21 protein-coding genes are annotated in these 21,719 nt (G+C 58.4%); 18 read left to right on the top strand and 3 right to left on the bottom strand.

Annotated features, from left to right (window positions below; all coding sequences use genetic code 11):
• The first annotated feature begins 2 nt into the window (after nucleotides 1-2).
• From B0G52_RS25490 to B0G52_RS25480, 3 genes are read left to right on the top strand one after another with little or no spacing between them, the layout of a single operon-like run.
• The gene (locus B0G52_RS25490; RefSeq protein WP_094048536.1) at nucleotides 3-1,457 is read left to right on the top strand and encodes a CoA-acylating methylmalonate-semialdehyde dehydrogenase; all 1,455 of its coding nucleotides are present in this window, start codon (nucleotides 3-5) and stop codon (nucleotides 1,455-1,457) included.
• A gap of 38 nt (nucleotides 1,458-1,495) precedes the next feature.
• A complete protein-coding gene (gene iolB / locus B0G52_RS25485; protein WP_094048534.1) occupies nucleotides 1,496-2,371 on the top strand; it encodes a 5-deoxy-glucuronate isomerase in 876 nt (291 codons plus the stop codon).
• Nucleotides 2,372-2,403: 32 nt separating this feature from the next.
• Nucleotides 2,404-3,420: a LacI family DNA-binding transcriptional regulator gene (locus B0G52_RS25480; protein WP_233163044.1), complete on the top strand. Its 1,017-nt coding sequence runs from the start codon at nucleotides 2,404-2,406 to the stop codon at nucleotides 3,418-3,420.
• Between the two features lie 76 nt (nucleotides 3,421-3,496).
• Here the strand turns inward: B0G52_RS25480 and B0G52_RS25475 are convergent, their stop codons facing one another.
• A complete protein-coding gene (locus B0G52_RS25475; RefSeq protein ID WP_094048530.1) occupies nucleotides 3,497-4,129 on the bottom strand; it encodes a nitroreductase family protein in 633 nt (210 codons plus the stop codon).
• Nucleotides 4,130-4,157: 28 nt separating this feature from the next.
• Complete coding sequence (locus B0G52_RS25470) at nucleotides 4,158-5,132, bottom strand: DMT family transporter (RefSeq protein WP_094048528.1); 975 nt, start codon at nucleotides 5,130-5,132, stop codon at nucleotides 4,158-4,160.
• Between the two features lie 186 nt (nucleotides 5,133-5,318).
• Here B0G52_RS25470 and B0G52_RS36495 point away from each other — a divergent pair, with 186 nt between their 5' ends.
• The 10 genes from B0G52_RS36495 to spoIIE all read left to right on the top strand — a co-directional run bounded on the left by B0G52_RS36495 (nucleotide 5,319) and on the right by spoIIE (nucleotide 14,574).
• A complete protein-coding gene (locus B0G52_RS36495; protein WP_255407513.1) occupies nucleotides 5,319-5,813 on the top strand; it encodes an LLM class flavin-dependent oxidoreductase in 495 nt (164 codons plus the stop codon).
• Nucleotides 5,810-5,962 carry a hypothetical protein gene (locus B0G52_RS36490; protein WP_255407511.1) on the top strand — a complete coding sequence of 51 codons (153 nt, stop codon included), beginning with the start codon at nucleotides 5,810-5,812 and terminating at the stop codon, nucleotides 5,960-5,962. The genes B0G52_RS36495 and B0G52_RS36490 overlap by 4 nt, the downstream gene beginning before the upstream one ends.
• Complete coding sequence (locus B0G52_RS36485; protein WP_255407514.1) at nucleotides 5,962-6,636, top strand: LLM class flavin-dependent oxidoreductase; 675 nt, start codon at nucleotides 5,962-5,964, stop codon at nucleotides 6,634-6,636. The genes B0G52_RS36490 and B0G52_RS36485 overlap by 1 nt, the downstream gene beginning before the upstream one ends.
• A 42-nt stretch (nucleotides 6,637-6,678) precedes the next feature.
• A complete protein-coding gene (locus B0G52_RS25460; RefSeq protein WP_094048526.1) occupies nucleotides 6,679-8,022 on the top strand; it encodes an aminotransferase-like domain-containing protein in 1,344 nt (447 codons plus the stop codon).
• Between the two features lie 387 nt (nucleotides 8,023-8,409).
• On the top strand, nucleotides 8,410-9,486 hold the full coding sequence (locus B0G52_RS25455; protein WP_094048524.1) for a lactonase family protein: 1,077 nt from the start codon (nucleotides 8,410-8,412) through the stop codon (nucleotides 9,484-9,486).
• Between the two features lie 124 nt (nucleotides 9,487-9,610).
• Nucleotides 9,611-9,895, top strand: coding sequence for a sporulation protein YabP (gene yabP, locus B0G52_RS25450; RefSeq protein WP_094048522.1), 285 nt, complete (start codon nucleotides 9,611-9,613; stop codon nucleotides 9,893-9,895).
• Entirely contained in the window at nucleotides 9,892-10,485 is a 594-nt protein-coding gene (gene yabQ, locus B0G52_RS25445; RefSeq protein WP_094048520.1) for a spore cortex biosynthesis protein YabQ, read from the top strand. The genes yabP and yabQ overlap by 4 nt, the downstream gene beginning before the upstream one ends.
• Nucleotides 10,486-10,640: 155 nt before the next feature.
• Nucleotides 10,641-10,949, top strand: coding sequence for an FtsB family cell division protein (locus tag B0G52_RS25440; protein ID WP_158223863.1), 309 nt, complete (start codon nucleotides 10,641-10,643; stop codon nucleotides 10,947-10,949).
• Between the two features lie 126 nt (nucleotides 10,950-11,075).
• Complete coding sequence (locus B0G52_RS25435; RefSeq protein WP_094048516.1) at nucleotides 11,076-11,519, top strand: S1 domain-containing RNA-binding protein; 444 nt, start codon at nucleotides 11,076-11,078, stop codon at nucleotides 11,517-11,519.
• A gap of 508 nt (nucleotides 11,520-12,027) precedes the next feature.
• Nucleotides 12,028-14,574: a stage II sporulation protein E gene (spoIIE, locus tag B0G52_RS25430; protein ID WP_094048514.1), complete on the top strand. Its 2,547-nt coding sequence runs from the start codon at nucleotides 12,028-12,030 to the stop codon at nucleotides 14,572-14,574.
• Nucleotides 14,575-14,670: 96 nt separating this feature from the next.
• Here spoIIE and B0G52_RS25425 read toward each other — a convergent pair whose 3' ends face one another.
• The gene (locus tag B0G52_RS25425; protein WP_094048512.1) at nucleotides 14,671-14,952 is read right to left on the bottom strand and encodes a hypothetical protein; all 282 of its coding nucleotides are present in this window, start codon (nucleotides 14,950-14,952) and stop codon (nucleotides 14,671-14,673) included.
• A gap of 760 nt (nucleotides 14,953-15,712) precedes the next feature.
• Between B0G52_RS25425 and B0G52_RS25420 the strand changes: the two genes are divergently transcribed.
• The 5 genes from B0G52_RS25420 (at nucleotide 15,713) to ftsH (ending at nucleotide 21,580) form a co-directional block, all read left to right on the top strand.
• On the top strand, nucleotides 15,713-16,468 hold the full coding sequence (locus B0G52_RS25420; protein ID WP_094048753.1) for a vWA domain-containing protein: 756 nt from the start codon (nucleotides 15,713-15,715) through the stop codon (nucleotides 16,466-16,468).
• The gene (locus tag B0G52_RS25415) at nucleotides 16,452-17,375 is read left to right on the top strand and encodes a serine/threonine protein kinase (protein WP_233163041.1); all 924 of its coding nucleotides are present in this window, start codon (nucleotides 16,452-16,454) and stop codon (nucleotides 17,373-17,375) included. Before B0G52_RS25420 ends, B0G52_RS25415 begins: the two co-directional genes overlap by 17 nt.
• 103 nt (nucleotides 17,376-17,478) lie before the next feature.
• Nucleotides 17,479-18,894, top strand: a complete 1,416-nt coding sequence (gene tilS, locus B0G52_RS25410) for a tRNA lysidine(34) synthetase TilS (protein ID WP_094048508.1) — start codon at nucleotides 17,479-17,481, stop codon at nucleotides 18,892-18,894.
• Nucleotides 18,895-18,953: 59 nt separating this feature from the next.
• Nucleotides 18,954-19,493: a hypoxanthine phosphoribosyltransferase gene (hpt, locus tag B0G52_RS25405; RefSeq protein WP_094048506.1), complete on the top strand. Its 540-nt coding sequence runs from the start codon at nucleotides 18,954-18,956 to the stop codon at nucleotides 19,491-19,493.
• 83 nt (nucleotides 19,494-19,576) lie between these two features.
• On the top strand, nucleotides 19,577-21,580 hold the full coding sequence (ftsH, locus tag B0G52_RS25400; protein WP_094048504.1) for an ATP-dependent zinc metalloprotease FtsH: 2,004 nt from the start codon (nucleotides 19,577-19,579) through the stop codon (nucleotides 21,578-21,580).
• Nucleotides 21,581-21,719: the final 139 nt, after the last annotated feature.

The following is a 21,719-nucleotide window of genomic DNA, read 5'->3' as shown; positions in this document are numbered from 1 at the left end:
AAATGATTCAAACAGCCGCAATCTTGAAAAACTTCATCGGGGGCGAGTGGGTCGCCTCCGATTCGACCGTAACCGAACCCGTATACAATCCGGCGACCGAGGAGGTTCTGGCTCATGTTCCGATCTCCTCAAAGACGGATCTGGATCGCGCCGTCGCGGCGGCGAAGGAGCAGTTCAAAACCTGGAGCAAAACTCCCGTCCCTCGCAGAGCCCGAATCTTGTTCAAGTACCAGCAGCTGCTGACGGAGCATTGGGAAGAGCTGGCCGAGATCATTACGAAGGAAAACGGGAAGAGCTACCACGAAGCGCACGGGGAGGTGCTGCGCGGCATCGAATGCGTGGAATTCGCGGCCGGAGCGCCTTCGCTGATGATGGGCAAGCAGCTTCCGGACATCGCGACGAACGTGGAGTCGGGGATGTATCGTTACCCGATTGGCGTCATTGGCGGCATTACCCCGTTCAACTTCCCCATGATGGTCCCCTGTTGGATGTTCCCTCTTGCGATCGCCTGCGGCAACGCCTTCGTATTGAAGCCGTCCGAACGCACACCGCTGCTTGCCAATCGTCTGGCCGAGCTCATCCGGGAGGCCGGTCTGCCGGACGGAGTACTAAACGTCGTTCACGGCTCGCATGACATCGTGAACGGCCTGTTGGAGCATCCGGACGTAATCGCGATCTCTTTCGTCGGCTCCCAGCCGGTCGCCGAACACGTCTACAAGACGGCCTCGGCGCGGGGCAAGAGAGTGCAAGCGCTGGCCGGCGCCAAAAATCATACCATCGTCATGCCGGACGCGGACATGGACGGGGCGGTCTCGCAAATTATGAACGCCGCATTCGGCTCCGCCGGAGAGCGATGCATGGCTTGCGCGGTCGTCGTTCCCGTTGCGGAGGCCTACGATTTGCTGGTCGGGAAGCTCGTGGCTGCGGCCGACCGACTGGTCGTCGGCAACGGAATGGACAAGGAGGTTTTCCTTGGACCGGTCATTCGCGGCCCGCATAAGGATCGTACGCTGGGCTACATCGAATCGGGCGAGAGCGAAGGGGCGGTTCTCCTCAGAGACGGGCGTCGGGACGCGACAAGCGGCGGCGAGGGCTATTTCGTCGGACCGACGATCTTCGATCAAGTGACCTGCGAGATGAAAATATGGCAGGAAGAGATTTTCGCGCCGGTGCTGTCGATCGTTCGCGCCGATTCGCTGGAGCAGGCGATCGAGATCGCCAACCGTTCCGAGCTGGCCAACGGGGCTTGCATTTTCACGCAGGACGGCTCCAACGTGCGGCAATTCCGCGAGACGATCGATGCCGGCATGCTGGGCGTCAATCTGGGCGTTCCGGCTCCCATGGCCTTCTTCCCGTTCTCCGGGTGGAAAAAATCGTTTTACGGAGACCTGCATGCCAACGGCACGGACGGAGTGGAATTTTATACGAGAAAGAAAATGGTCACCTCCCGCTGGTAGAACCGGCCCCAACCTCTACGGGAAAGAAGGCTGCTAGGATGAGCAAACTAATCGTAAAACCCCGCCCGGCTCCGGACGACGAAGGCAATGTGCTTCGCATTACCCCGGAATCGGCCGGCTGGGCGCACGTCGGATTCGAGGTGTACCGGCTGGAGCCCGGGGCGACGCTGCGGCGAGCCACCGAAGAGCGCGAAGCTTGCCTCGTTCTCCTGGGAGGCGTGGCGGACGTGACGACCTCCTCCGGATCGCAATGGCAGCGGATCGGACGCCGGATGAGCGTCTTCGAGAAAATTCCCCCGTTCTCCGTCTACGTTCCCTCCGGAGACGAGTTTACGCTGACCGCACGTTCGGAGCTGCGGCTTGCGGTTTGCTGGGCGCCCGGCATGGGAAGCGCGGAAGCTCGGTTGATCTCCCCCGAGCAAACGGCGGTCGAGCATCGAGGCGAAGGCGTCACCGCTCGGCTCATCCATCATATTCTGCCGGAGACGGAAGCCGCGGACAGCTTGCTCGTGGTGGAGGTATTCACGCCGGCCGGCCACTGGTCGAGCTTTCCTCCGCACAAGCATGATCGCGACGCGCTGCCGGACGAATCCCTGCTAGAGGAGACCTATTACTATGAGGTCAGCCCGAAGCAAGGGTTTGCCGTTCAGAGAGTCTATACCGACGATCGCTCGTTGGACGAGACGCTGGCCGTGAACGACGGAGAGGTCGTTCTCGTACCGGAAGGGTACCACCCGGTGTCGGCTCCACCCGGCTACGAAGTCTATTATTTGAACGTGATGGCCGGACCTAGACGGACTTGGAGAATCGCCAACGATCCCGCTCACGCCTGGCTCGTACCCGGGGCCCCTGTCGGAGAGGGAGCCATCGACGAGGCAACGAAGAGGAATTCCGGAGGAATTCGTCGAAACTAACCATGACCATGTTTACTGACGAGAATTAAAGGGTGAGTCTATTGCAAGCGAAAATCAAAGACGTGGCCCGAGTGGCCGGAGTCTCTGTGACCACGGTATCGAGAGTGTTGAACGGCGAGAAATACGTCAAGGACGAGATGCGAAGGAAGGTCAATAAGGCGATCGAACAGCTGGGGTACGCGCCGAGCCATATCGCGCGCAGCCTGGTGCTCAAGAAGACGAACCTGATCGGCGTCATCGTGCCCGATTTGACCTCCAGCTTCTATTCGACCATCCTGAGCAGTGTCGAGGAAGCCGCGAGCTCGAACGGCTATAATCTGCTGGTGTGCAACATTATAGAGGACATCGACAAGGAGCTGAAGTACCTTAACGTCTTTACGGAAATGCGCGTGGAAGGCATCATTATCATGCACGAGAAAATCAACGAAGACATTCGCGCGCAAATCCACAAGACGAACATCCCGGTCGTATTTTCCAGTGTCAAGCCGATGGATCAGGACTTCACTTCCATTATCATCGACGACTATCAGGCGGCTTACGACGCCACGAAATATTTAATCGAGCTGGGCCACGACAGCATCGGGTTTATCGGCGGCGACCTGCGCGACGTGACCTCCGGACAGAACCGCTACAGCGGTTACCGCAATGCGCTCGCCGACCATTCGGTCAAGATCGTCTATGAGAACATTCGGTTCGGCGACTACAAGGTCAAGAGCGGTTACGAGCTCATGAAGGAGCTGCTGAACAACAAGCAGCGGCCCGGCGCGGTGTTCGTCGTGAGCGACGATATGGCGATCGGTGCGATGAATTGCATCTGGGACCACGGCCTGCGCATTCCCGAGGACATCTCCGTCATGGGGTTCGACGGCAGCCAGATGACGGAGCTCGTCCGCCCCCGTCTGACCTCGATGGAGCAGCCCATCCATCACATGGGCAAAATCACCATGGAAACCTTGCTGAAACAGATTTCGGACCCCGAAGCCGCGAAGGGAGACATTATTCTTCCGCACGAGCTGGTTGTTCGCGAGAGCTGCCGAAAGGTTCCGTAAGCGCCCTAAATTGAAGTCCCCCGGTCCGGGAGAGTCATTCTCCGGTCCGGGGGACTTTTGAAGTTTCTGCAAGAGGTCAGAAACGATTCCAGACCGCCGTCCGTTCGGCCTTGAACCTGGGAGAAGGACGAGCCGGAGCGGCCGCCTTGCCGATCGCGACTAGCATGACCGGCACATAGCGCGAAGGAACGCCGAACGCTTCCGTGAATTGATCAGGGTCGAAACCGCCAAGCGGGCACGAATCGAGCCCCGCCGCCTTTGCCGCGAGCATGAGCTGCATCGCGGCAAGCGATGCGTTGCGGATCGCCTCGTCGCGCGGGAAGGCTGAAGCGTCCGCGTAGGCCTCTTCAATTTGGCTGACCAGACCCGACTTGATCTCCTCCGACAGCTTTCCGGCTTTCACATCAGGTCCGTAGACCTCTTCGGCGTTCAGATGGGCTTCGAGGTCGCCCAATACGGCGATGACGACGGAAGCTTCCGCTACTTGCCGTTGGTCGTAGGCGATAGGCAGCAGCTTCGCTTGGGCCTTCTTGTCGTTGAGCACGAGGAATTTCCAGTGCTGAAGATTCCAGGCGGAAGGCGCGCTTCCGGCAATCTCCAGCAGCTCTTTAATCTCTTGTTCGCTTAGACGGTGCGAGACGTCATATTGTTTAACGGAACGACGTTCCCGAACGATGGCGAAAAAATCAGTTTGCGCAGCAGATAACATATACTCCACACTCCTCGATCTTCTTTGGTTAATTTTTAATAGCAGAAGCTTTCATGCCCTTGTTCGCACGGCTTTCATCCGAGGGAATCCCGGCCGCTCTTTTACGACCCAAACGGTTCGTTCCGATGACCCCGGCGATAATCAGTACCGACCCGATCAGATGATACATTGTCAATTCCTCTCCGAGGAACATCGCTCCGGCCCCCATGGAGACGATTGTGGAGAGATTGGCGAATACGCTCATCTTCGACGCTTCCATTTTGGACAGGATGTAGTTGGCCAACAATGACGTGACCAGCGAGGACACCACGCCCAGGAAGAGGATGGACAGGACGAAGGGGGTGCTGGAGAGCGGCGCGAAAAAGCGATCAAGCGTTCCGCCCGCCGCATGGCTGGAGAACGATACGATCATAAAGACGACGAACCCGACTCCGAGCGTCAAATAAGTGAGTTCCGCCGGACTGAATTGCTTCGAGAGCGAACGGACCAGCACGGTATACCCGGCGAAAGCGAAGCACGTCAACAGTAACAAGGAGATCCCCGTCAGATTCGACCAATCGATGCCGCTGCCTTTCATCACGAAGATGAACACGACGCCGAACACCGATAGGAAGATCGACAGCTTCTGCAGGACGGAAGTCGATTCCTTCAAAAACACGGCGGCGATGATCATCGTGACAATCGGGGTGAACGCGTACAGAATGCCTCCCTCCGCCGAGGTCGCATGCTGCAGGCCGTACGCCTGAAGCGTGAAAAAGCCAAGCGGGTACATCGAGGCCAGCAGCAGCACTTTGTACAACGGCTTGCCCCGGTACGACAGCTTAAACCAGCCGAGCGCCACCGGCACGGACATGACCAAGAACGAAGCGGCAAACCGGAACGCCAGCGTGTCGAGCGGATCGGCATGTTCGAGCGCGACCTTGGCAAATAAGAAGGACAGCCCAATAATGACGGCGTTCAGCACGGCGAAGGAATATGCGAGCCTTAATTCTTTGCGATTCATGGGGACATCATCCTCTCCAACAAACGGCAGGTGTTCGCGAACGTTTCAACCGTTGTATTGAAGATAAGCCAGAACCAAGGTCGGAACAACGCCTTTTTGCTCCAACTGTATCGATACAGTTAGGGTGAGCGTACTGCTGGACGTATAGTATAATGAGTAGAAAGAGCGGAGAGGACGAATGAGAAAATGGGAGTATACAGGCAATTGAAGATGTCTTCCTTGTTGGTGTCGCCAGCCCATCTGGGCGGCGGATGGCGGTATCCGGGAGCGGCGGCGGACGGACTGCTGGGATTGGAGTTCCACAGCCGGACCGCGAAGAAGGCGGAAGAGGGATTATTCGACATGCTGTTCCTGTCCGACAAGTACGCGATGTCCAACGTGCAGGAGGAAGATGCGTTAGGCCGCGGCGTGAACGCCTGGCCGGAGCCTATTACGCTGTTATCGTCGATGATCGGGATCACCAGGCGCATCGGCTTGGCGGCGACCGTCTCGACCACTTACCAAGAGCCTTACCATCTGGCGAGAATGCTTGCTTCCATGGACCATTTGAGCGGCGGCCGAGCCGCGTGGAACATCGTAACTTCGCGCGGAGACGCCTATGCGCACAACTTTACATACGGCAACCGGATTCCGCTCGACAAGCGTCACGAATATATTCGGAGGAGTTCGTCTCGGTGGTGAAGGCGCTGTGGGATAGCTGGGAAGACGATGCGTTCAGACAAGATCGATCGGACGGACGTTATATGACGCCGTCGAAGGTGCATCCGATCAATCATGACGGACACGAGGTCCGCTTACGCTGGCCCGACCGCCGCAGGGTCATCCGGTGATGATTCAGGCCGGGGAATCGGACACCTTCAAAGAAAGAGCGGCGCGTAATGCGGATATGATTTTTACGGCGCAGCCTTCGTTCCAGGACGCCAAGCAATTTTATCAGGACGTGAAATCGCGTATGGGCAAGTATGGCCGTTCCCCTAACGATCTGGTCATCATGCCCGGACTTCAGGTGACCGTCGGCCGGACGGAAGCCGAGGTGCGCGAGAAGGAACAGCTCTGGCAGCGCGCTATGGGGGATACCATTCGGAAGGACCATGTCTCTCTGGCGATCGGTCTGGATGTTCGAGATTACCCGCTGGACGCTCTCCTGCCCGATGCAGACTCGAACGGCGCGCCTCCGGGAGCGCGGTATAGGGAGCTTAAAGCGCAGGCGGCAGCTCTGGGCTTGCGGACTATCGCCGAGCTCTACCGGCACGTCATGAGCGATGCGGGCCATTTGACCTTGAAAGGGACGCCGTCGCAGATCGCCGATGAGTTGACAAGGTGGCTCATGGAATACGGTGCGGATGGGTTTAATCTTCTCCCCCGGCATTTGCCGGGCGAGCTTGACGACTTCGTCGAGCTGGTCGTTCCGGAATTGCAAAATCGGGGCGTCTACCGTTCCGCTTATATGGGAAACACCTTGCGCGACCATCTGGGACTTGCTCGTCCCCTCCGTCGGGAATAGGGCGAAATCGGCAACCGCAGTCGGGAGAAAGGAGGGGCGCGCGTGAAAAAGTACTTTTCGATTCTGTCCGATATGGAGAACAAGATTCGGGAGAAGCAGTACGTTCCCGGGCAGAAGCTGCCTTCCGTCCGCAGCGCCGCGGAATCGTACGGGTGCAGCGTCAGCACGATCGCGCGCGCCTACGCGGAGCTGGAGAAGCGCCACGTCGTGTATTCCGTCCCCCAAAGCGGCTTCTACGTCGTCGAGAAACCCGGGGACTGGCGCGACGAGAGGGACGGGACGGAGATCAATTTTGCCACGGTGCTGCCGGACTTGGACGTGTTTCCGTATTTGGATTTTCAACACTGTCTGAACAGAGCGATCGATATCTATAAGTACGATTTATTTACTTACGGCGATCCCAAAGGGCTGGAGTCCTTCCGACGGACGCTGGCGACTCATCTGGCCGAGGATCAAGTATTCGCCAAGCCGGAGCGAATCATCGTCACCCCGGGCGCGTATCAGGCGCTGGAGATTATGGCGAGAATGCCGTTTCCCAGCGGCAAAAAGACGGTTCTGGTCGAGCAGCCGAGCTATGACGGCTACTTGCGGCTGCTGGAGACGGAAGGCATACCGGTATCCGGCATCGCGCGTACGGGCGCGGGGATCGATTTGGCGGAATTGGAGCGGAAATTCCGAAGCGAAGACATTAAATTTTTCTACACGATGTGCAGATTCCACAATCCGCTCGGCACTACCTACAGCGCGGAGGAGAGGAAAGCGATCGCCAGATTGGCGGGCAAATACGACGTGTACGTCCTGGAGGACGACTATATGGCGGACCTCGGCGCGGATCGCAAATTCGACCCGATCTATGCTTACGATACGAGCTCGCACGTCGTTTACGTGAAAAGCTTCTCCAAAATCATTTTCCCCGGCCTAAGGTTGGGAGCTATCGTGCTGCCGGAGCGGCTGCTCAAGACGTTCCACGCGTATAAAGTCTACCCCGACACGTCGCTGCTGTCCCAGGCGGCGCTCGAGGTGTATATCAAGAACGGCATGTACGAGCGGCACAAGCACAAAATATGCAGCTTGTACGCATCGAGGATGCAGGCGTTGAACGAGGCGGTAGAACGGTACAACGAAGCGGGTCTGATCGAAGTGCCGGACATTCGTTCGGGCATCTATATGCAATTTAAACTGCAGCCGACGGTGAATGTGGACCGTCTGATCAAGCGTCTTGCAGCCAGGAATGTCAACGTTGTTTCGGACAAAGCGTACTACCTGTCGGACTATCTGGAGCGGGAGAAATTTCTGCGCATCAGCATCTCGCAGACGCAGCCGGAGCAGATCGACGCAGGGGTTAAGGCGATCATCGAGGAAATCAAGCGCGGAGGCAACTGGTAGTCGGAGTTGCACAAGTTTACGGAAGTGATTATGCTCGGCATGTTCTTGCTGGCGTTGCTCACTTATCTGAAAAAGCGAAAATAACCCGCCCAGGTTGACGCCAGGGGAACGGGTTATTTTCGGGTTTGCTCGGAGGTTTCCCATCCAAGATGTTGTACAGGGGAGTCGGATGGCGTCCGGCTCCTTATTTCTATTCTTATAGATAGCACGAGGCAATTATACGTGCAACTGATGAGTAGCATTGCGCCAATCAGGTAGTTTCGGGAACATCGTGCTCGGGTCAAATCGCCTCCGATCACTATGGAATTATTTCTAAATGTTGTATGATAATAGGGGCTTTTCCCTTCGCGGGCGGAACTCTATTTTCATCTAAGGAGCCATTTTACCATGACCAAAACCTACGAAATATGGATCGGCGCCTACGGCGCGAAAAATGAAGTCGGCATTACGAGGGCGGAACTGTTGACGGAGACGGGGGAACTGGTGAAGACGGCGGAGTATGGGAATATCGAGAATCCGTCGTTTCTGCGCGTGAACAAGAGCGGGACTCGCCTCTATGCGGTCAGCGAGGTGGAAGAGCATATCGACGTGGACGGAGACAAGGCGGAGGGCGGTCAGCTTGCTTCGTTCCCGATCGACGCGGACACTCGCAAGCTGGGACCGGGCCAATACCATCCGACCCATGGCGCCCATCCGTGCCATCTGTCGCTCACGCCTTCGGAAGATTGGCTGGCCGTCTCCAACTACAGCGGGGAGTCCGTCATGCTGTATCCGGTCCGTTCGGACGAGCGTCCGGGACCTCCGTCGATCCGCTTCCGTCACACTGGTTCGGGACCGAATCAGGATCGGCAGCTAGGGCCGCACCCGCATTCCGTCACGTTCAGCCCGGACGGGCAATATTTGCTCGTCGCCGACTTGGGCATGGACAAGATCATGACGTATGCCCGCGACACGGAAGGCAGCCAGTGGGTCGCTCACGACGCAGCTTCGCTGGAGCCGGGCGCAGGCCCGCGCCATCTCGCTTTCCATCCGTCGGGCAGCGCCGTCTATGCCGTTAACGAGCTGGACAGCACCGTTACCCGGTTCGCATATGAGGCGGGCAAGCTGACACGCCAAGAGACGCTGTCCACGCTGCCGCCTTCCTTCACGGGAGAGAGCTGGTGCGCCGAGATCGCCGCATCGAAGGACGGACGTTTCCTGTACGTCTCCAACCGCGGCCACGACAGCATCGGCGTCCTTGCGATCGACGAGCAGACGGGCAAGCTGAGCCCCGCCGGTTACGTCTCCACGCGCGGCAAATTTCCGCGGCACTTCGCCCTCTCCCCGGACGGGAAGTGGCTGGTCGCGGCGAATCAGAACTCGGATTCGGTCGTCCTGTTCCGCATCGAGCCGCAGTCCGGCCTTCCTGTATACGCAGGCGCCGAGCTGACCGTTACGAAGCCGGTGAGCGTCGTTATCCGATAGAGCGCAAGCCGGTTCTAATTTAACTCCCATGCCCATAGGCTAGTCTTAAATATGTGTTCAAAAAGTTCGCTTCGTGATCAAAACCGGACTTTTTGAACTACCGCTAGCAGGGGAGGGGAACTCCATGGAACATGCGAAAGGCACCAAGCATCAGGAAATCCGGATGCTGAACCGCAAGACGCTGGATATTACCGGCATCAGCAACGTGGACAGCTTCGACAACGAAGAGTTTCTGCTGGAGACGGAATGCGGCTACTTGACCGTTCGCGGACAGAACCTGCATATGAAGAACTTAAGCCTGGATCAAGGACTCGTCTCGATCGAGGGCACGATCCATTCCCTGGTTTACCTGGACGGCAGCACGGCGGGAACGAAATCCAAAGGCCTGTTCGGGAAGTTGTTCAAGTGAACGCGGCGGCGCAAGGCATGACGATTGCCACCATGATGCTGTGCGGCCTGGCCATGGGACTGGCATTCGACGTCTACCGGGTGGCTTCCCATCGGTTTCACGTCGCCAGATGGCTCTTGCCCGCATTGGACGTGGCTTATTGGGCGGCAGCTACATTGGGCGTATTCTCGGTGCTGCTCGCCAGCAATCAGGGAGAGGTCCGGATGTACGTCTTTCTCGGCCTCGGGATCGGCGTGACCGGCTACTTCGGACTGCTAAGCCCATGGATGGTTCGATTCACGGGGAAGCTGATCGACATCGTGAAGTCGCTGTCCCTGTTCGTATGGAGGCTTGTTCGCGCGCTGCTGATCGTTCCCGTGCTTTGGGTTGTCCGATTGTTGGCCAAGCTGTTGGATATTCTGTTCGTCGTGACGGCCGCAACGCTGCTGTGGACGGGCAAGCTGCTGTTCAAACCGTTCGGCGCGCTTGGCCGCTGGCTGTGGATCAAGCTCCTTCCCGCAAGAAGAAGACTGGCTCCCGTCGCGGACGCATACCGGCGGTTTCGCGATCGATTAAGGCAAATTCGGGACATTTTCCGGAAAAAAAGTTAGCGTTCGCATGACGTTCGTGTTGCTTTGGTTCGACAACGTTCTTGCCGGAATTGAATCCGAAGAAGGATATTTCTCCGTATGTCCAGTATGCTATAATGATCGCGTCGCTCCCTAACTCTCGGAGCGCAAGCTTGCTTGGGAAGGAGGCATCGGGATTGACTTCGCGTACAAAGGCCGCGACCCCCGCGGCGACGGGCGCGCGCAGAAGGTTGAAATTACTGCTGTTTGTCGTCATTTTATTTCTAAGCTGGGCCGGTTACGTATGGATCACCCAATCCGGACAGATCAACGATCGTTCGGCTCAATTGGAAGAAGCCAATCGCAAGCTCGCCGATGCCCAAGCGAAGAACGAAGAGTTAAAGCTGCAGATCGCACGCCTGAACGACGACGAATACATAGGGCAGCTTGCCCGCAAAGAACATGGACTCGGCCTTCCGGGCGAAGTGCCGATCAAGACGAAATAACTTCCCGATTAGCCTCCCGGGTAGTCTAACGTCTGTTGACCTTGCTTCCGCTTGTCGTTTATAATTTGCATAACCGGACGTGTAAAGTCCGGGCATACTCAGGTTCAGGGAGGAACATCCGTTTTTATGGCCATCGAAGTGGGAACCAAACTGGAGGGCAAGGTTACCGGCATTACGCATTTCGGAGCGTTCGTGGATTTAACGGGCGGCGTTACGGGGCTCGTCCACATTTCCGAGATTGCAGACAGCTACGTGAAAGACGTTCACGAGCACTTGAAGATTAATGACATGGTTAAGGTCAAGGTCATTAATGTGGACAAGGACGGCAAGATCGGACTGTCCATTCGTCAAGCCGTGGACAAACCGCCGGAACAGCAATACTCGCAACAAACGCAACAACGCGGACCCCGCGAGCGCGGCGGTCGTCCCTCCAAGCCGGGCGGTTTCGGAAGGTCTCCCTCTTTTGATGACAAATTGTCTCGCTTCCTCAAGGACAGCGAAGAACGAATTTCTACTCTTAAGAAAAGCACCGAATCCAAACGTGGCGGACGCGGCGGACGTCGTTCGTAAGATATAAGCTATGCTACAACTTATTATAGCCGGACCTATGGGTCCGGCTTTGCTGTGTTGTTCGAAAGTTTGGGAGGAGGCCCAGGCCTCGTTTAAGAGGGGGGCGATCTCGTTCGAGAGGAGGCCGCGGTGCGCCGATCAGCGGCTTGCCCGCAAGTTAGCGGAAGCGGGAGGCCGAACGCGGCGTTTCGTGCCCGCATCCTTCGCGTCCATCCGGCAAGCCCGCGCGGATCGCGTCTGAAGCGGATCGCGCGTAGCGCCATTCTCCGTCGGATGAGCGCGTTTTTTCGCTGTCGCAATTCAAGGGAATACCGGGACGGCGGCGCGTGGAAATCGCGGGCGGGCTTATGGGCGCCGAAGGTTTCGCCGATTCGCGCAAGCCGTCGCCACAGCGCCTCCGATCCTGTCGGAAAAAACTTTTCCCCCGCCAACCGTTTCTGACAAACTTCATGAAAACCCCCGCCTATAATTAAGAGCACAATTCAATCTGGTGAATGGGGTGTGCATCATGGACAAGCCGTCCGTCGTTCCTTTCGTTCCTCGCATGGGGACCGGACCTGCTGTTGCTCCGGACAAAGGTCGCAAGAGTTGGTTCAAGAAGCGGAAACGTTCCGCGCAAGCTTCCGGAGGAGTAACCCGAGAATCTTCCTTGCTGCTCCGCTGGGGGGCTGCCGTCAAAGAACAGCAGTGGGTGCTTCTCATTATCGCGGCGGGATTTCTGCTTGGGAGGGCGGCCATGCTGGAGGGGATCGCGCCGTTCGCGGCGGCGTTCTTCGGGGTCGTGCTTTACTTGAGGAGAGATATGGCCTTCTGGGCGATGTTATCCTTGACGGCGGGCAGCTTCTGGGCGATCGATCCGATGCCGGCGGTCATCTGCGCGGAGATCGGAGTCATCTATCTTCTCTATCGAGCCTTGGTGCTCTATGAGAAAGCCGAGCTGTCCCAGGCGCCCGTCGTCGTCTTCGCCGCAACGCTAATCGTCAAAGTGTTCGCGGTGCTGCTCGCCGAGAGCGCGGGATGGATGCCGTATTTGTTAACGCTGGTGGAAGCTTCCCTTGCCTTCGTGCTCACGCTGCTGTTCGTTCATGCGCTGCCTGTTCTGACGCGGACGAAGAGACCGTCCGAGATGCGGCACGAGGAATGGGTCGGGGTGGCGATCTTGCTCGCTTGCCTGCTCACGGGGCTGACCGGATGGGAGATCTACGGCGTAGCCTTGGCCGGCGTGCTGTCCAGATATTTCGTGGCGGTAAGCGCCTACGTCGGCGGGGCCGCTCTGGGCACGTCCGCGGGCGTCATCGCCGGCATGATCCTGAGCTTGTCCAATTTGGGGGCGACGGCGGAGATTGGTCTGCTCGCCTTCGGCGGACTGATGGCAGGGCTGCTGCGCGAAGGGGGCAAAGCGGCGTCGGTGTTCGGCCTGCTGCTCGGCACTTCGGTCTTCGCTTTGTTCGGAGCGACCGCGGCCGACACGATGGCTTCGACGTGGGCGACGGTGGCGGCATCCGTTATGCTGCTGTTCACGCCCCGATCGGTCACGGAATCTTTGTCCCGATTCGTTCCCGGTACTACAAACTATGCTCAGCACCAGCAGGAATATGCTCAGAAAGTCCGGGATTTGACGGCCGAGCGGGTGGAGAAATTTTCCGAAGTGTTCCGCCAGCTGTCCCGAAGCTTTCGTCAGATGACCCAGACGGGCGACGCTCCCGCGCAAAACCGCGATTTCGATCATTTCGTCAACGAGGTGCACGAGCGGGCTTGCGCCGGCTGCCACCGGCGCAACCTGTGCTGGGACAGCCAATTTATTCAGACGTACAAGCTGATGACCGACATGATGACCGCCGTGGAGCACAATCCGGACTTGATGGCTTCGCAGCTCCCGAAGTCCTGGGGCCGGGTGTGCGTGAAGACGCCGCTCGTGCTGGACGTGATGAAGCGGCAGTACGAGATCTACCGCCACGACCTTCATTGGCGGCAGCAGCTGCAGGACAGCCGGTTCCTCGTCGCCGATCAGCTGTCCGGAGTGTCGCAGGTCATGGACGACCTGGTCAAGGAAATCCGTCGCGAAGCCAAGCAGATGGAAGCGCAGGAGAGGCAAATCCGGGATGCCCTCGACCATCTGGGGCTGGCGATTCAGAGCATAGATATTTTGAGTCTGGAGGAGGGACATATCGAGATCGAGATGGTGCACGCTTTTCGCACCGGGTACGACGAATGCCGCAAAATGATTGCGCCGATCCTGACGGAAATTCTCGGGGAGACGGTCACGGTCAGCAGCGAGAGAACCGGGGAGCCGGCCGCGCATCTGAGCACGGTGACGTTTGCCTCAGCAAAAATTTACGAAGTGGAGACGGGGGTGGCGGGAGCGGCCAAGGACGGCGATCTGCTGTCGGGAGACAGCTTCAGTATGGTGGAGCTCGGCAACGGCAAGTTCGCGGTAGCGCTGAGCGACGGAATGGGCAACGGCGTCCGGGCGCGAGCGGAGAGCAGCGCGGCGCTGTCGATGCTGGAGCAGCTGCTCCAATCGGGCATCGACGAGCGGCTGGCGGTGAAGTCGGTCAACTCGATTCTGCTGCTCCGATCGCCGGACGAGATGTTCGCGACGGTCGACCTCGCGTTGATCGATCTGTACACCGCGCACGCGACGATGCTCAAGATCGGCTCGACGCCGAGCTTTATCAAGAGGGGGAGGGAGATTATTCCGATTGCGGCCAACAACCTGCCGATCGGCATTCTGCACGATATCGAGATCGACCTGCTGCGGGTGCAGCTGCAGCCGGGGGATACGCTGATCATGATGACGGATGGCATTCTCGACGCGCCGGGCCATGCGATCAACAAGGAACAGTGGATGAAAAGGGTGCTGCAGGAGCTGGACGAGGACGATCCTCAGGAGATCGCGGATTCGCTGCTCGACACGGCGCTGCGTCAATACCCCGGCGGCATCAAGGACGACATGACCGTCATCGTCACGCGCATCTCGCGCCATCGTCCGGAGTGGGCCGCCTTCCGCTGGCCGGGTCTCGCCCGGATGGAACGGCCGAGGACGGTGAGCTGAGGTTGGGAGCGGGTGCTTACTATTCCGGCGCTGACGCCTGATGGGATAAGGGGGAAGGGGGTGACAATTACAAAGCTCCGGAAGCTTCTGGAACATTCAGAGGCTTTCGGAGCTTTTTAATCTTGTATACTTAGCAATCGTCAGCACCCGCCTTTCGGCGTCGTATTTCACTTCTCCGCTCCTCATAGCGGTCAATAGCTTGCGGCGGGCCAAGGCGTTAAGCGCCTTGATCTCGTCGGAATCCCTCGGAGGCGCGATTGCGGGAAGATCCTGCTGCGGATTCGCGAGAGCGCGAAACAGATTGACGGAGTGGTCGATAGAGAAGCGCACCGAGGCATCGCTTCCGCGCTTCTGATCTTGAATATCGGACAAGCTCATTTTCCTCAAGACTCCTCACACCCTTCTCTAGCTGCATTATCGCCGGATTGCAGCCCTTGTTATTCCGTTCGACGGTCTCTTCTTTAAATATTATATCAACTCGCTCGCGATCAGTCCCGGAAAGATTAAATCTCGCATTTTTGGGCGACACTTCTACTAGATGCTGTTTCAACTTGTATAGTAGAGCAATTCAGAAGCAATGTAACCAACGGGTCGGAGATTTGCAAGCTGATAGCGTCGGGTTAGAGTGAGCAAATGTCGGTGTGACTGAGCTGCAACCCGATTTCACCGGGCTGCAGCAGGAGAAATCGCTTCGGCGAGGCTGCAACCCTACCGAATCGGGCTACAGCGGCGGCGCATCGAATTGCAGAGCTGCAACCCGATTTCACCGGGCTGCAGCAGGAGAAATCGCTTCGGCGAGGCTGCAACCCGACCGAATCGGGCTATAGCGGCGGCGCATCGAATTGCAGAGCTGCAACCCGATTTCACCGGGCTGCAGCAGGAGAAATCGCTTCGGCGAGGCTGCAACCCTACCGAATCGGGCTACAGCGGCGGCGCATCGAATTGCAGAGCTGCAACCCGATTTCACCGGGCTGCAGCAGGAGAAATCGCTTCGGCGAGGCTGCAACCCGACCGAATCGGGCTATAGCGCCGGCGCATCGAATTGCAGAGCTGCAACCCGGCTGTATCGGCTTCGACCGAAGCCTATTCTGAATCGCTCTACCAGATGCTAGATCTGATAGGAGGAGTGTCAGGAATGATGAAGCAAATTTTACTGATTACGGATGGAGGCTCGAACGTCGGGGAAAGCCCGGTGACCGCTGCGGCGCAGGCGTATGCGGAAGGCATTACGGTGAACGTGGCGGGCGTGGTGGACGAAGGGACGATCGGGGAGTACGGCGTGACGGAGATCGCCGACATTGCGCGGGCCGGCGGAGGCATCAGCCAGATTGTGACGAGCCGGCAGTTGTCCAAGACGGTGCAGATGATGACGAGGCAGACGGTGGCGGGTACGATACGGCAGGCGGTCAATCAGGAGCTCCGCCAACTGTTCGGGGTGAACGACGTCGGGTCGCTGCCTCCTCCCAAGCGGGGCGAGGTCGTTAAAGTCATGGAAGAGATGGAGGAGACGATGTCTCTCTCGGTCGCGCTGCTCATCGACGCCAGCGCCAGCATGAAGCCGAAGCTGCACGCCGTGGAGGAAGCGATTCGGGATTTGACGCTGAGCCTGCAAGCCCGCACGGGCAGAAGCCAGGTGTCCGTATTCCATTTTCCCGGGGACTCCCAGTATTCCTATTGCGTAATGGACGCCGGCTGGCACTCGAACGCTTCCAATCTCGGCTCCCTGTTCGGCAAGATCCGCATGCGCGGCACGACTCCGACGGGGCCCGCTTTGCTTCAGGTGGTTGATTACATCCGCGAGACTTGTGGTAAAATAGGCAAAATAGAGCTTATGGACGAGCCGCATGCTTCGGGCGGCGGGTCGAGCGAGGTGCGGAGTGACAACGTCGTCTGAGAAAGAGACATTGCCCAGAGGCACGGAGATTCGCGGCAAGTGGAACGGGAAAGTCTATCGTCTGGAACGGCTGCTCGGGCTGGGGTCCAACGGTCAGGTTTATTTGGCTTCGGCGGGTCCCAGGGTAATCTGCGCCATCAAGATCGGCCATGAGGCGGCGGAGCTCCAAGGCGAAGTCAACATTCTGGCTTCGCTGGATCATTCCGAGAAAGGGAGACAGCCGTTCCTGCTCGATGTCGACGATGCGGTCATTGACGGGAGGAAAATTCCTTTCTACGTCATGAGGTATGTTCCCGGAGTGCCGTTGAAAGCCTACTTGAAGGAACACGGTTCCCACTGGATGGGCGTCATCGGCTACCGTCTGCTGGAGAGGCTCTCCCATCTGCACGAGGCGGGCTGGGTGTTCGGGGATATTAAAAGCGATAATATACTGGTCGGAGAATACGGAAGAGTGGAACTGGTCGATTACGGCGGCGCTTCGGCGATCGGGCGCAGCGTGCGGCAGTTCACGGAAATCTACGATCGGGGATACTGGTCCGCCGGGAGCCGCGTTGCGGACCCGGCTTACGATCTGTTCGCGGTCGGTCTGCTCTGGCTGCACGCCCTGGACGGGAAGAGGCTCGTCCAGCTTACCCGGACGCTGATTCCGCAAAACCGGCATCCCCGCGAGCTGATGAAGCTGGTAAAAAGCAATCCCAAGCTCCAGCCGGTGGAAGGCTGGATCGAGAAGGCGCTCACGGGCCAGTTCGCCAGCACTCGGGAATCGACCAAGGAATGGCGCGAGGCCGTGCGAATCTCGCAGCGGCCGAAGCCGGCCGACGACCGGGTGCCGGGCTGGATGGCCGGATTGCTCGGAGCCGCGATCGTGCTCAGCACGACGCTGGCGGCAGTCTGGCTGCTGGACTAGGACAGAGCGGGGCCGGCGATGGCGCAGCAATTGAGATGTACGGATCTCGGCCGCCATCGAACAGGGAGCGTCAGCCTGTCGGACGAATAAAGGAGCTGCGAAGATGCGACGGCATGAACACTGGACGGAGGACGTCAAAGCGCAGGCGAAGGAAGAAGGCTGGTGGCGCGCGGGAGGCGCGGTCGTTGCCGCGGTATCCGGAGGACCGGATTCGATGGCGCTGCTGCGCCTGCTGAAGGAGATGGCGGAGTCGGAGCCGATGCGCGTCGTGGTCGCTCACGCGAACCACCAATTCCGCGGCGCCGAATCCGACGCCGAAGCGGAGCTGGTGCGCAAGGTGGCGGAAGAATGGGGCATGGCTTTCGAGACTGCGTCGCTCGGCATGCCGGATTACATAGAAGAAACGGGCCAGAACGCACAGAGCGCTTCAAGGGAGAAGCGTTACGCATTCCTCGGCGAGGTGGCGGACAAGCACGGCAGTCCTTATCTGCTGACCGCCCATCATGCCGGCGATCAGGCCGAGACGGTGCTGATGAGAGTGCTGCGCGGGACCGGAATTGGCGGCTTGGCCGGAATCCCTTATCGCAGGAGGGAAGATCGGTTGGAACTGATTCGCCCTCTGCTGCGTATAACCAAATGTGAGCTTCTGGAGTATTGTAAGCGAAACGGGGTGCCTTACGCGGTTGACAGCAGCAATGCCGACCGGCATTATTTTCGCAATGTCGTCCGGCTCGACGTCCTGCCGGCGCTGGAGCAGTACAATCCGCGTCTGAAGGATTCGCTGGCCCGGCTGGCCGATCTGGCGGCGGCGGATGACGATTATATGGAAGAGCAGGCCGTTCGCGTCTTCCGCGAGGCGGTAACCCCGTCCGGGGACGGCTTCCGGTTGGAGCGACGACGGTTCCGCGGCCTCCACGTCGCTTTACAACGCAGATTGATTAAATTAATATTAAACTGTTCCGCGAACCCGCGCCAAATGCTGGATTTCCGCCTTGTGGAGGAAATTTCGGAGGCGCTGTCGCAAGAACGCCCGGCAACGGTCCGGGTGGACATCGGGGACGGTTGGGTGCTGAGAAGGGAATACGAAGAGACTTATATCGGACCGGAGCAGCCGGAGACGATGCGCTTCGCGTATCGCGCCGACGAGCTTGCGACCGAGGTCGCCATCCCGGAAGCGGGAGGCCGCATTCGCTTGGAACGGCTCGAAGGGGCCGTGCAAGGCCGACCCGGCAATCGCGGCGAAGCCTGCTTCGACGCGGAGGAGCTTCGCTATCCGCTCCTTGTGCGCAATCGGCTGGCGGGCGATACCATGCGGCCATACGGACTAAACGGCACCAAAAAAGTGCAAGATATGTTCGTCGATGCCAAAGTGCCGCGATCGCGGCGCGACAAGCTGCCGCTGCTGGCGGACGGCGACGGCCGCATCCTCTGGATTCCCGGATTGCGGAGATCGGGTCACGCCCTTGTCCGCGAGCACACCCGAACGACGCTTCGGGCGACGTACGAAGCGGAAAACTAGGGCATGATCGGAGTAAAGCAATCATACCGTGTAATAAATCTCACTGGGAGGCACCTTCTTTGCAAAACGACATTCAAGAAGTTCTCTACTCGCAAGAAACGATTCAGCAGAAGGTACAGGAGCTTGGCGCGGCGATCAGCCGCGATTACGAAGGACGCAATCCGCTCGTTATCTGCGTGTTGAAAGGCGCTTTTATTTTTATGGCGGACTTGTCCAAGAGCATCGCGATCCCGATCGAACTGGATTTTATGGCGGTGTCGAGCTACGGCAACTCCACGCGTTCGTCCGGGGAAGTGAAGATTATTAAAGATTTGGACGCTTCCGTGGAAGGTCGCGACGTGCTCATCGTCGAAGACATTATCGACAGCGGATTGACGCTGAGTTACTTGATCGACGTGCTGGAACGCCGGAACGCGCTGTCCGTCAACGTCGTCGCCCTGTTCGACAAACCGGGACGGCGGACGGTCGACTTGAACGCGGACTACACCGGCTTTACCATACCGGATGCCTTCGTCGTCGGTTACGGGCTCGATTACGCGGAGAAATACCGCAACCTGCCCTACGTCGGAGTGCTGAAGCCGGAAGTTTATTCGAGCTGACCCATAGCCGGCGCGCCGTCTTACTTGGATTGGCGAGACAGGCTATGGTAAAATGATGTGAGCGTGTCGAGAGGAGGTCGGGGATGAATCGGTTCATCCGGAACACAGGCTTTTACTTACTTATCTTTTTGGTGACTGTCGGGATCGTTCAATTTTTTATCGGAAAGCAAGACACGACTAAGGAACTGAGCTACAACGAACTCGTCGCGGCAGCGCAGCAAGGCAACGTGCAGACGATGACTTTGCAGGTTCAGAACGGAACCTACCTCATCGCCGGCGAATTCAAACCGAAACCGGGACAAGAGAAGGGCGAAGTCTTCACAGGACGGGCGCCTCTGGCCGACTACGTGCCGGAGCTGTTCACGAACCTCGGGATCGAGAAGAACTTCGAAGTGTTATCCAAGAAAATGCCGGGACAAAGCTTCTGGCTGACTTTCCTAACTTCCATCATTCCGTTCATCATCATGTTCGTTCTGTTCTTCTTCCTGATCAATCAGGCGCAGGGCGGCGGCGGCAAGGTGATGAACTTCGGCAAGAGCCGCGCCCGTCTTTATAATGAAGAGAAAAAGCGGGTCACGTTCGAGGACGTCGCCGGAGCGGACGAGGAGAAGCAGGAGCTCGTCGAGGTCGTCGAATTCCTGAAGGATCCCCGCAAGTTCGCCGCGGTCGGCGCGCGCATTCCGAAAGGCGTGCTTCTCGTAGGGCCTCCGGGTACCGGTAAAACGTTGCTGGCCCGCGCGGTTGCCGGGGAAGCCGGCGTGCCGTTCTTCACGATCTCCGGTTCGGACTTCGTGGAGATGTTCGTCGGCGTCGGCGCATCCCGCGTACGGGACTTGTTCGAGAACGCGAAGAAGAACTCGCCGTGCATCATCTTCATCGACGAGATTGACGCCGTCGGCCGTCAGCGGGGCGCAGGCCTCGGCGGCGGACACGACGAGCGCGAGCAGACGCTGAACCAATTGCTCGTCGAGATGGACGGCTTCGGCGCCAACGAAGGCATCATCATCGTTGCGGCGACCAACCGTCCGGACATTCTTGACCCTGCTTTGCTCCGTCCGGGACGTTTCGACCGTCAGATTACGGTAGACCGTCCGGACGTCAAGGGCCGCGAAGCGGTGCTGAAAGTTCATGCCCGCAACAAGCCTCTGAACAAAGACGTCAAGCTCGGCACGATCGCCAAGCGGACGACCGGTTTTACCGGCGCCGATCTGGAGAACCTGCTGAACGAAGCGGCGCTGCTGGCCGCTCGCCGCAACAAGAAGGACATCGCCATGATCGAGGTCGACGAAGCGATCGACCGCGTTATCGTCGGTACCGAGAAGAAGAGCCGCATCATCAGCGACCGCGAGAAGCGCATCGTCGCTTATCACGAAGCGGGTCACACGATCGCAGGCTACTTCCTGGAGCATGCCGACACGGTGCACAAGGTTACGATTATTCCACGGGGCAAAGCGGGCGGATACGTCATCATGCTTCCTAAGGAAGATCGGATGCTCGTCACCAAGCAGGAGCTGCTCGACAAGGTCACGGGCTTGCTCGCGGGACGCGCGGCTGAGGAAATCTTCATCGGAGAGATCGGCACCGGCGCTTACAGCGACTTCAAGCAAGCGACGAGCATCGTTCGCGCGATGATCATGGAATACGGAATGAGCGAGAAGCTCGGCACGATGCAGTTCGGCAACTCGCAAGGACAGGTATTCCTTGGCCGCGACATCGGACACGAGCAGAACTATTCCGACAAGATCGCGTACGAGATCGACCAGGAGATGCAGAGCATCACTCGCGACTGCTACGACCGGGCCAAGAAGCTTCTTACCGAGAAGAGCGCAGAGATGCATCTGATCGCGAAGACGCTGCTCGAGGAAGAGACGCTCGATCTGGATCAGATCAAGTCTCTGATGGAGAAGGGCGCCATCGTAGTCGACAGCGGGGAAGGCGGATCGAGCTCGGAGGAATCCCATGCGGAGCCGGTTGTGGATACGCTGGGCAACGTCAAGGTTCGGATTCAAACTCGCGAGGACGGAGACCCGTACCCGTCGGGCTTGGATTTGCGCAAGGGAGACGGCGACTCCGAAGAACCGAAATAATCGGATAAGAAGAAGGGATGCACCGCGCTGCAGCAGCGCGCGGGAGCATCCCTTTTTTTGTGTGCGATCCATAAAGTATACAATTCGCTAAACTTTTCTGGATCACCTCCGACAAAAACTGAATTCTGCGTCTAGAGGA

Source organism: Cohnella sp. SGD-V74 (genome assembly GCF_003001675.1).
Taxonomy (GTDB): Bacteria; Bacillota; Bacilli; order Paenibacillales; family Paenibacillaceae; genus Cohnella.
Note: the sequence above shows the minus strand (reverse complement) of the source record. Positions and strands in the feature narration are given on the sequence as shown.

Coding starts and splice junctions, on each gene's coding strand:
- B0G52_RS25490 (WP_094048536.1), top strand. CDS start 3: ATGATTCAAACAGCCGCAATCTTGAAAAACTTCATCGGGGGCGAGTGG.
- iolB (WP_094048534.1), top strand. CDS start 1,496: ATGAGCAAACTAATCGTAAAACCCCGCCCGGCTCCGGACGACGAAGGC.
- B0G52_RS25475 (WP_094048530.1), bottom strand. CDS start 4,129: ATGTTATCTGCTGCGCAAACTGATTTTTTCGCCATCGTTCGGGAACGT.
- B0G52_RS25470 (WP_094048528.1), bottom strand. CDS start 5,132: ATGAATCGCAAAGAATTAAGGCTCGCATATTCCTTCGCCGTGCTGAAC.
- B0G52_RS36495 (WP_255407513.1), top strand. CDS start 5,319: ATGGGAGTATACAGGCAATTGAAGATGTCTTCCTTGTTGGTGTCGCCA.
- B0G52_RS36485 (WP_255407514.1), top strand. CDS start 5,962: ATGATTCAGGCCGGGGAATCGGACACCTTCAAAGAAAGAGCGGCGCGT.
- B0G52_RS25455 (WP_094048524.1), top strand. CDS start 8,410: ATGACCAAAACCTACGAAATATGGATCGGCGCCTACGGCGCGAAAAAT.
- yabP (WP_094048522.1), top strand. CDS start 9,611: ATGGAACATGCGAAAGGCACCAAGCATCAGGAAATCCGGATGCTGAAC.
- B0G52_RS25435 (WP_094048516.1), top strand. CDS start 11,076: ATGGCCATCGAAGTGGGAACCAAACTGGAGGGCAAGGTTACCGGCATT.
- spoIIE (WP_094048514.1), top strand. CDS start 12,028: ATGGACAAGCCGTCCGTCGTTCCTTTCGTTCCTCGCATGGGGACCGGA.
- B0G52_RS25425 (WP_094048512.1), bottom strand. CDS start 14,952: ATGAGCTTGTCCGATATTCAAGATCAGAAGCGCGGAAGCGATGCCTCG.
- B0G52_RS25420 (WP_094048753.1), top strand. CDS start 15,713: ATGAAGCAAATTTTACTGATTACGGATGGAGGCTCGAACGTCGGGGAA.
- tilS (WP_094048508.1), top strand. CDS start 17,479: ATGCGACGGCATGAACACTGGACGGAGGACGTCAAAGCGCAGGCGAAG.
- ftsH (WP_094048504.1), top strand. CDS start 19,577: ATGAATCGGTTCATCCGGAACACAGGCTTTTACTTACTTATCTTTTTG.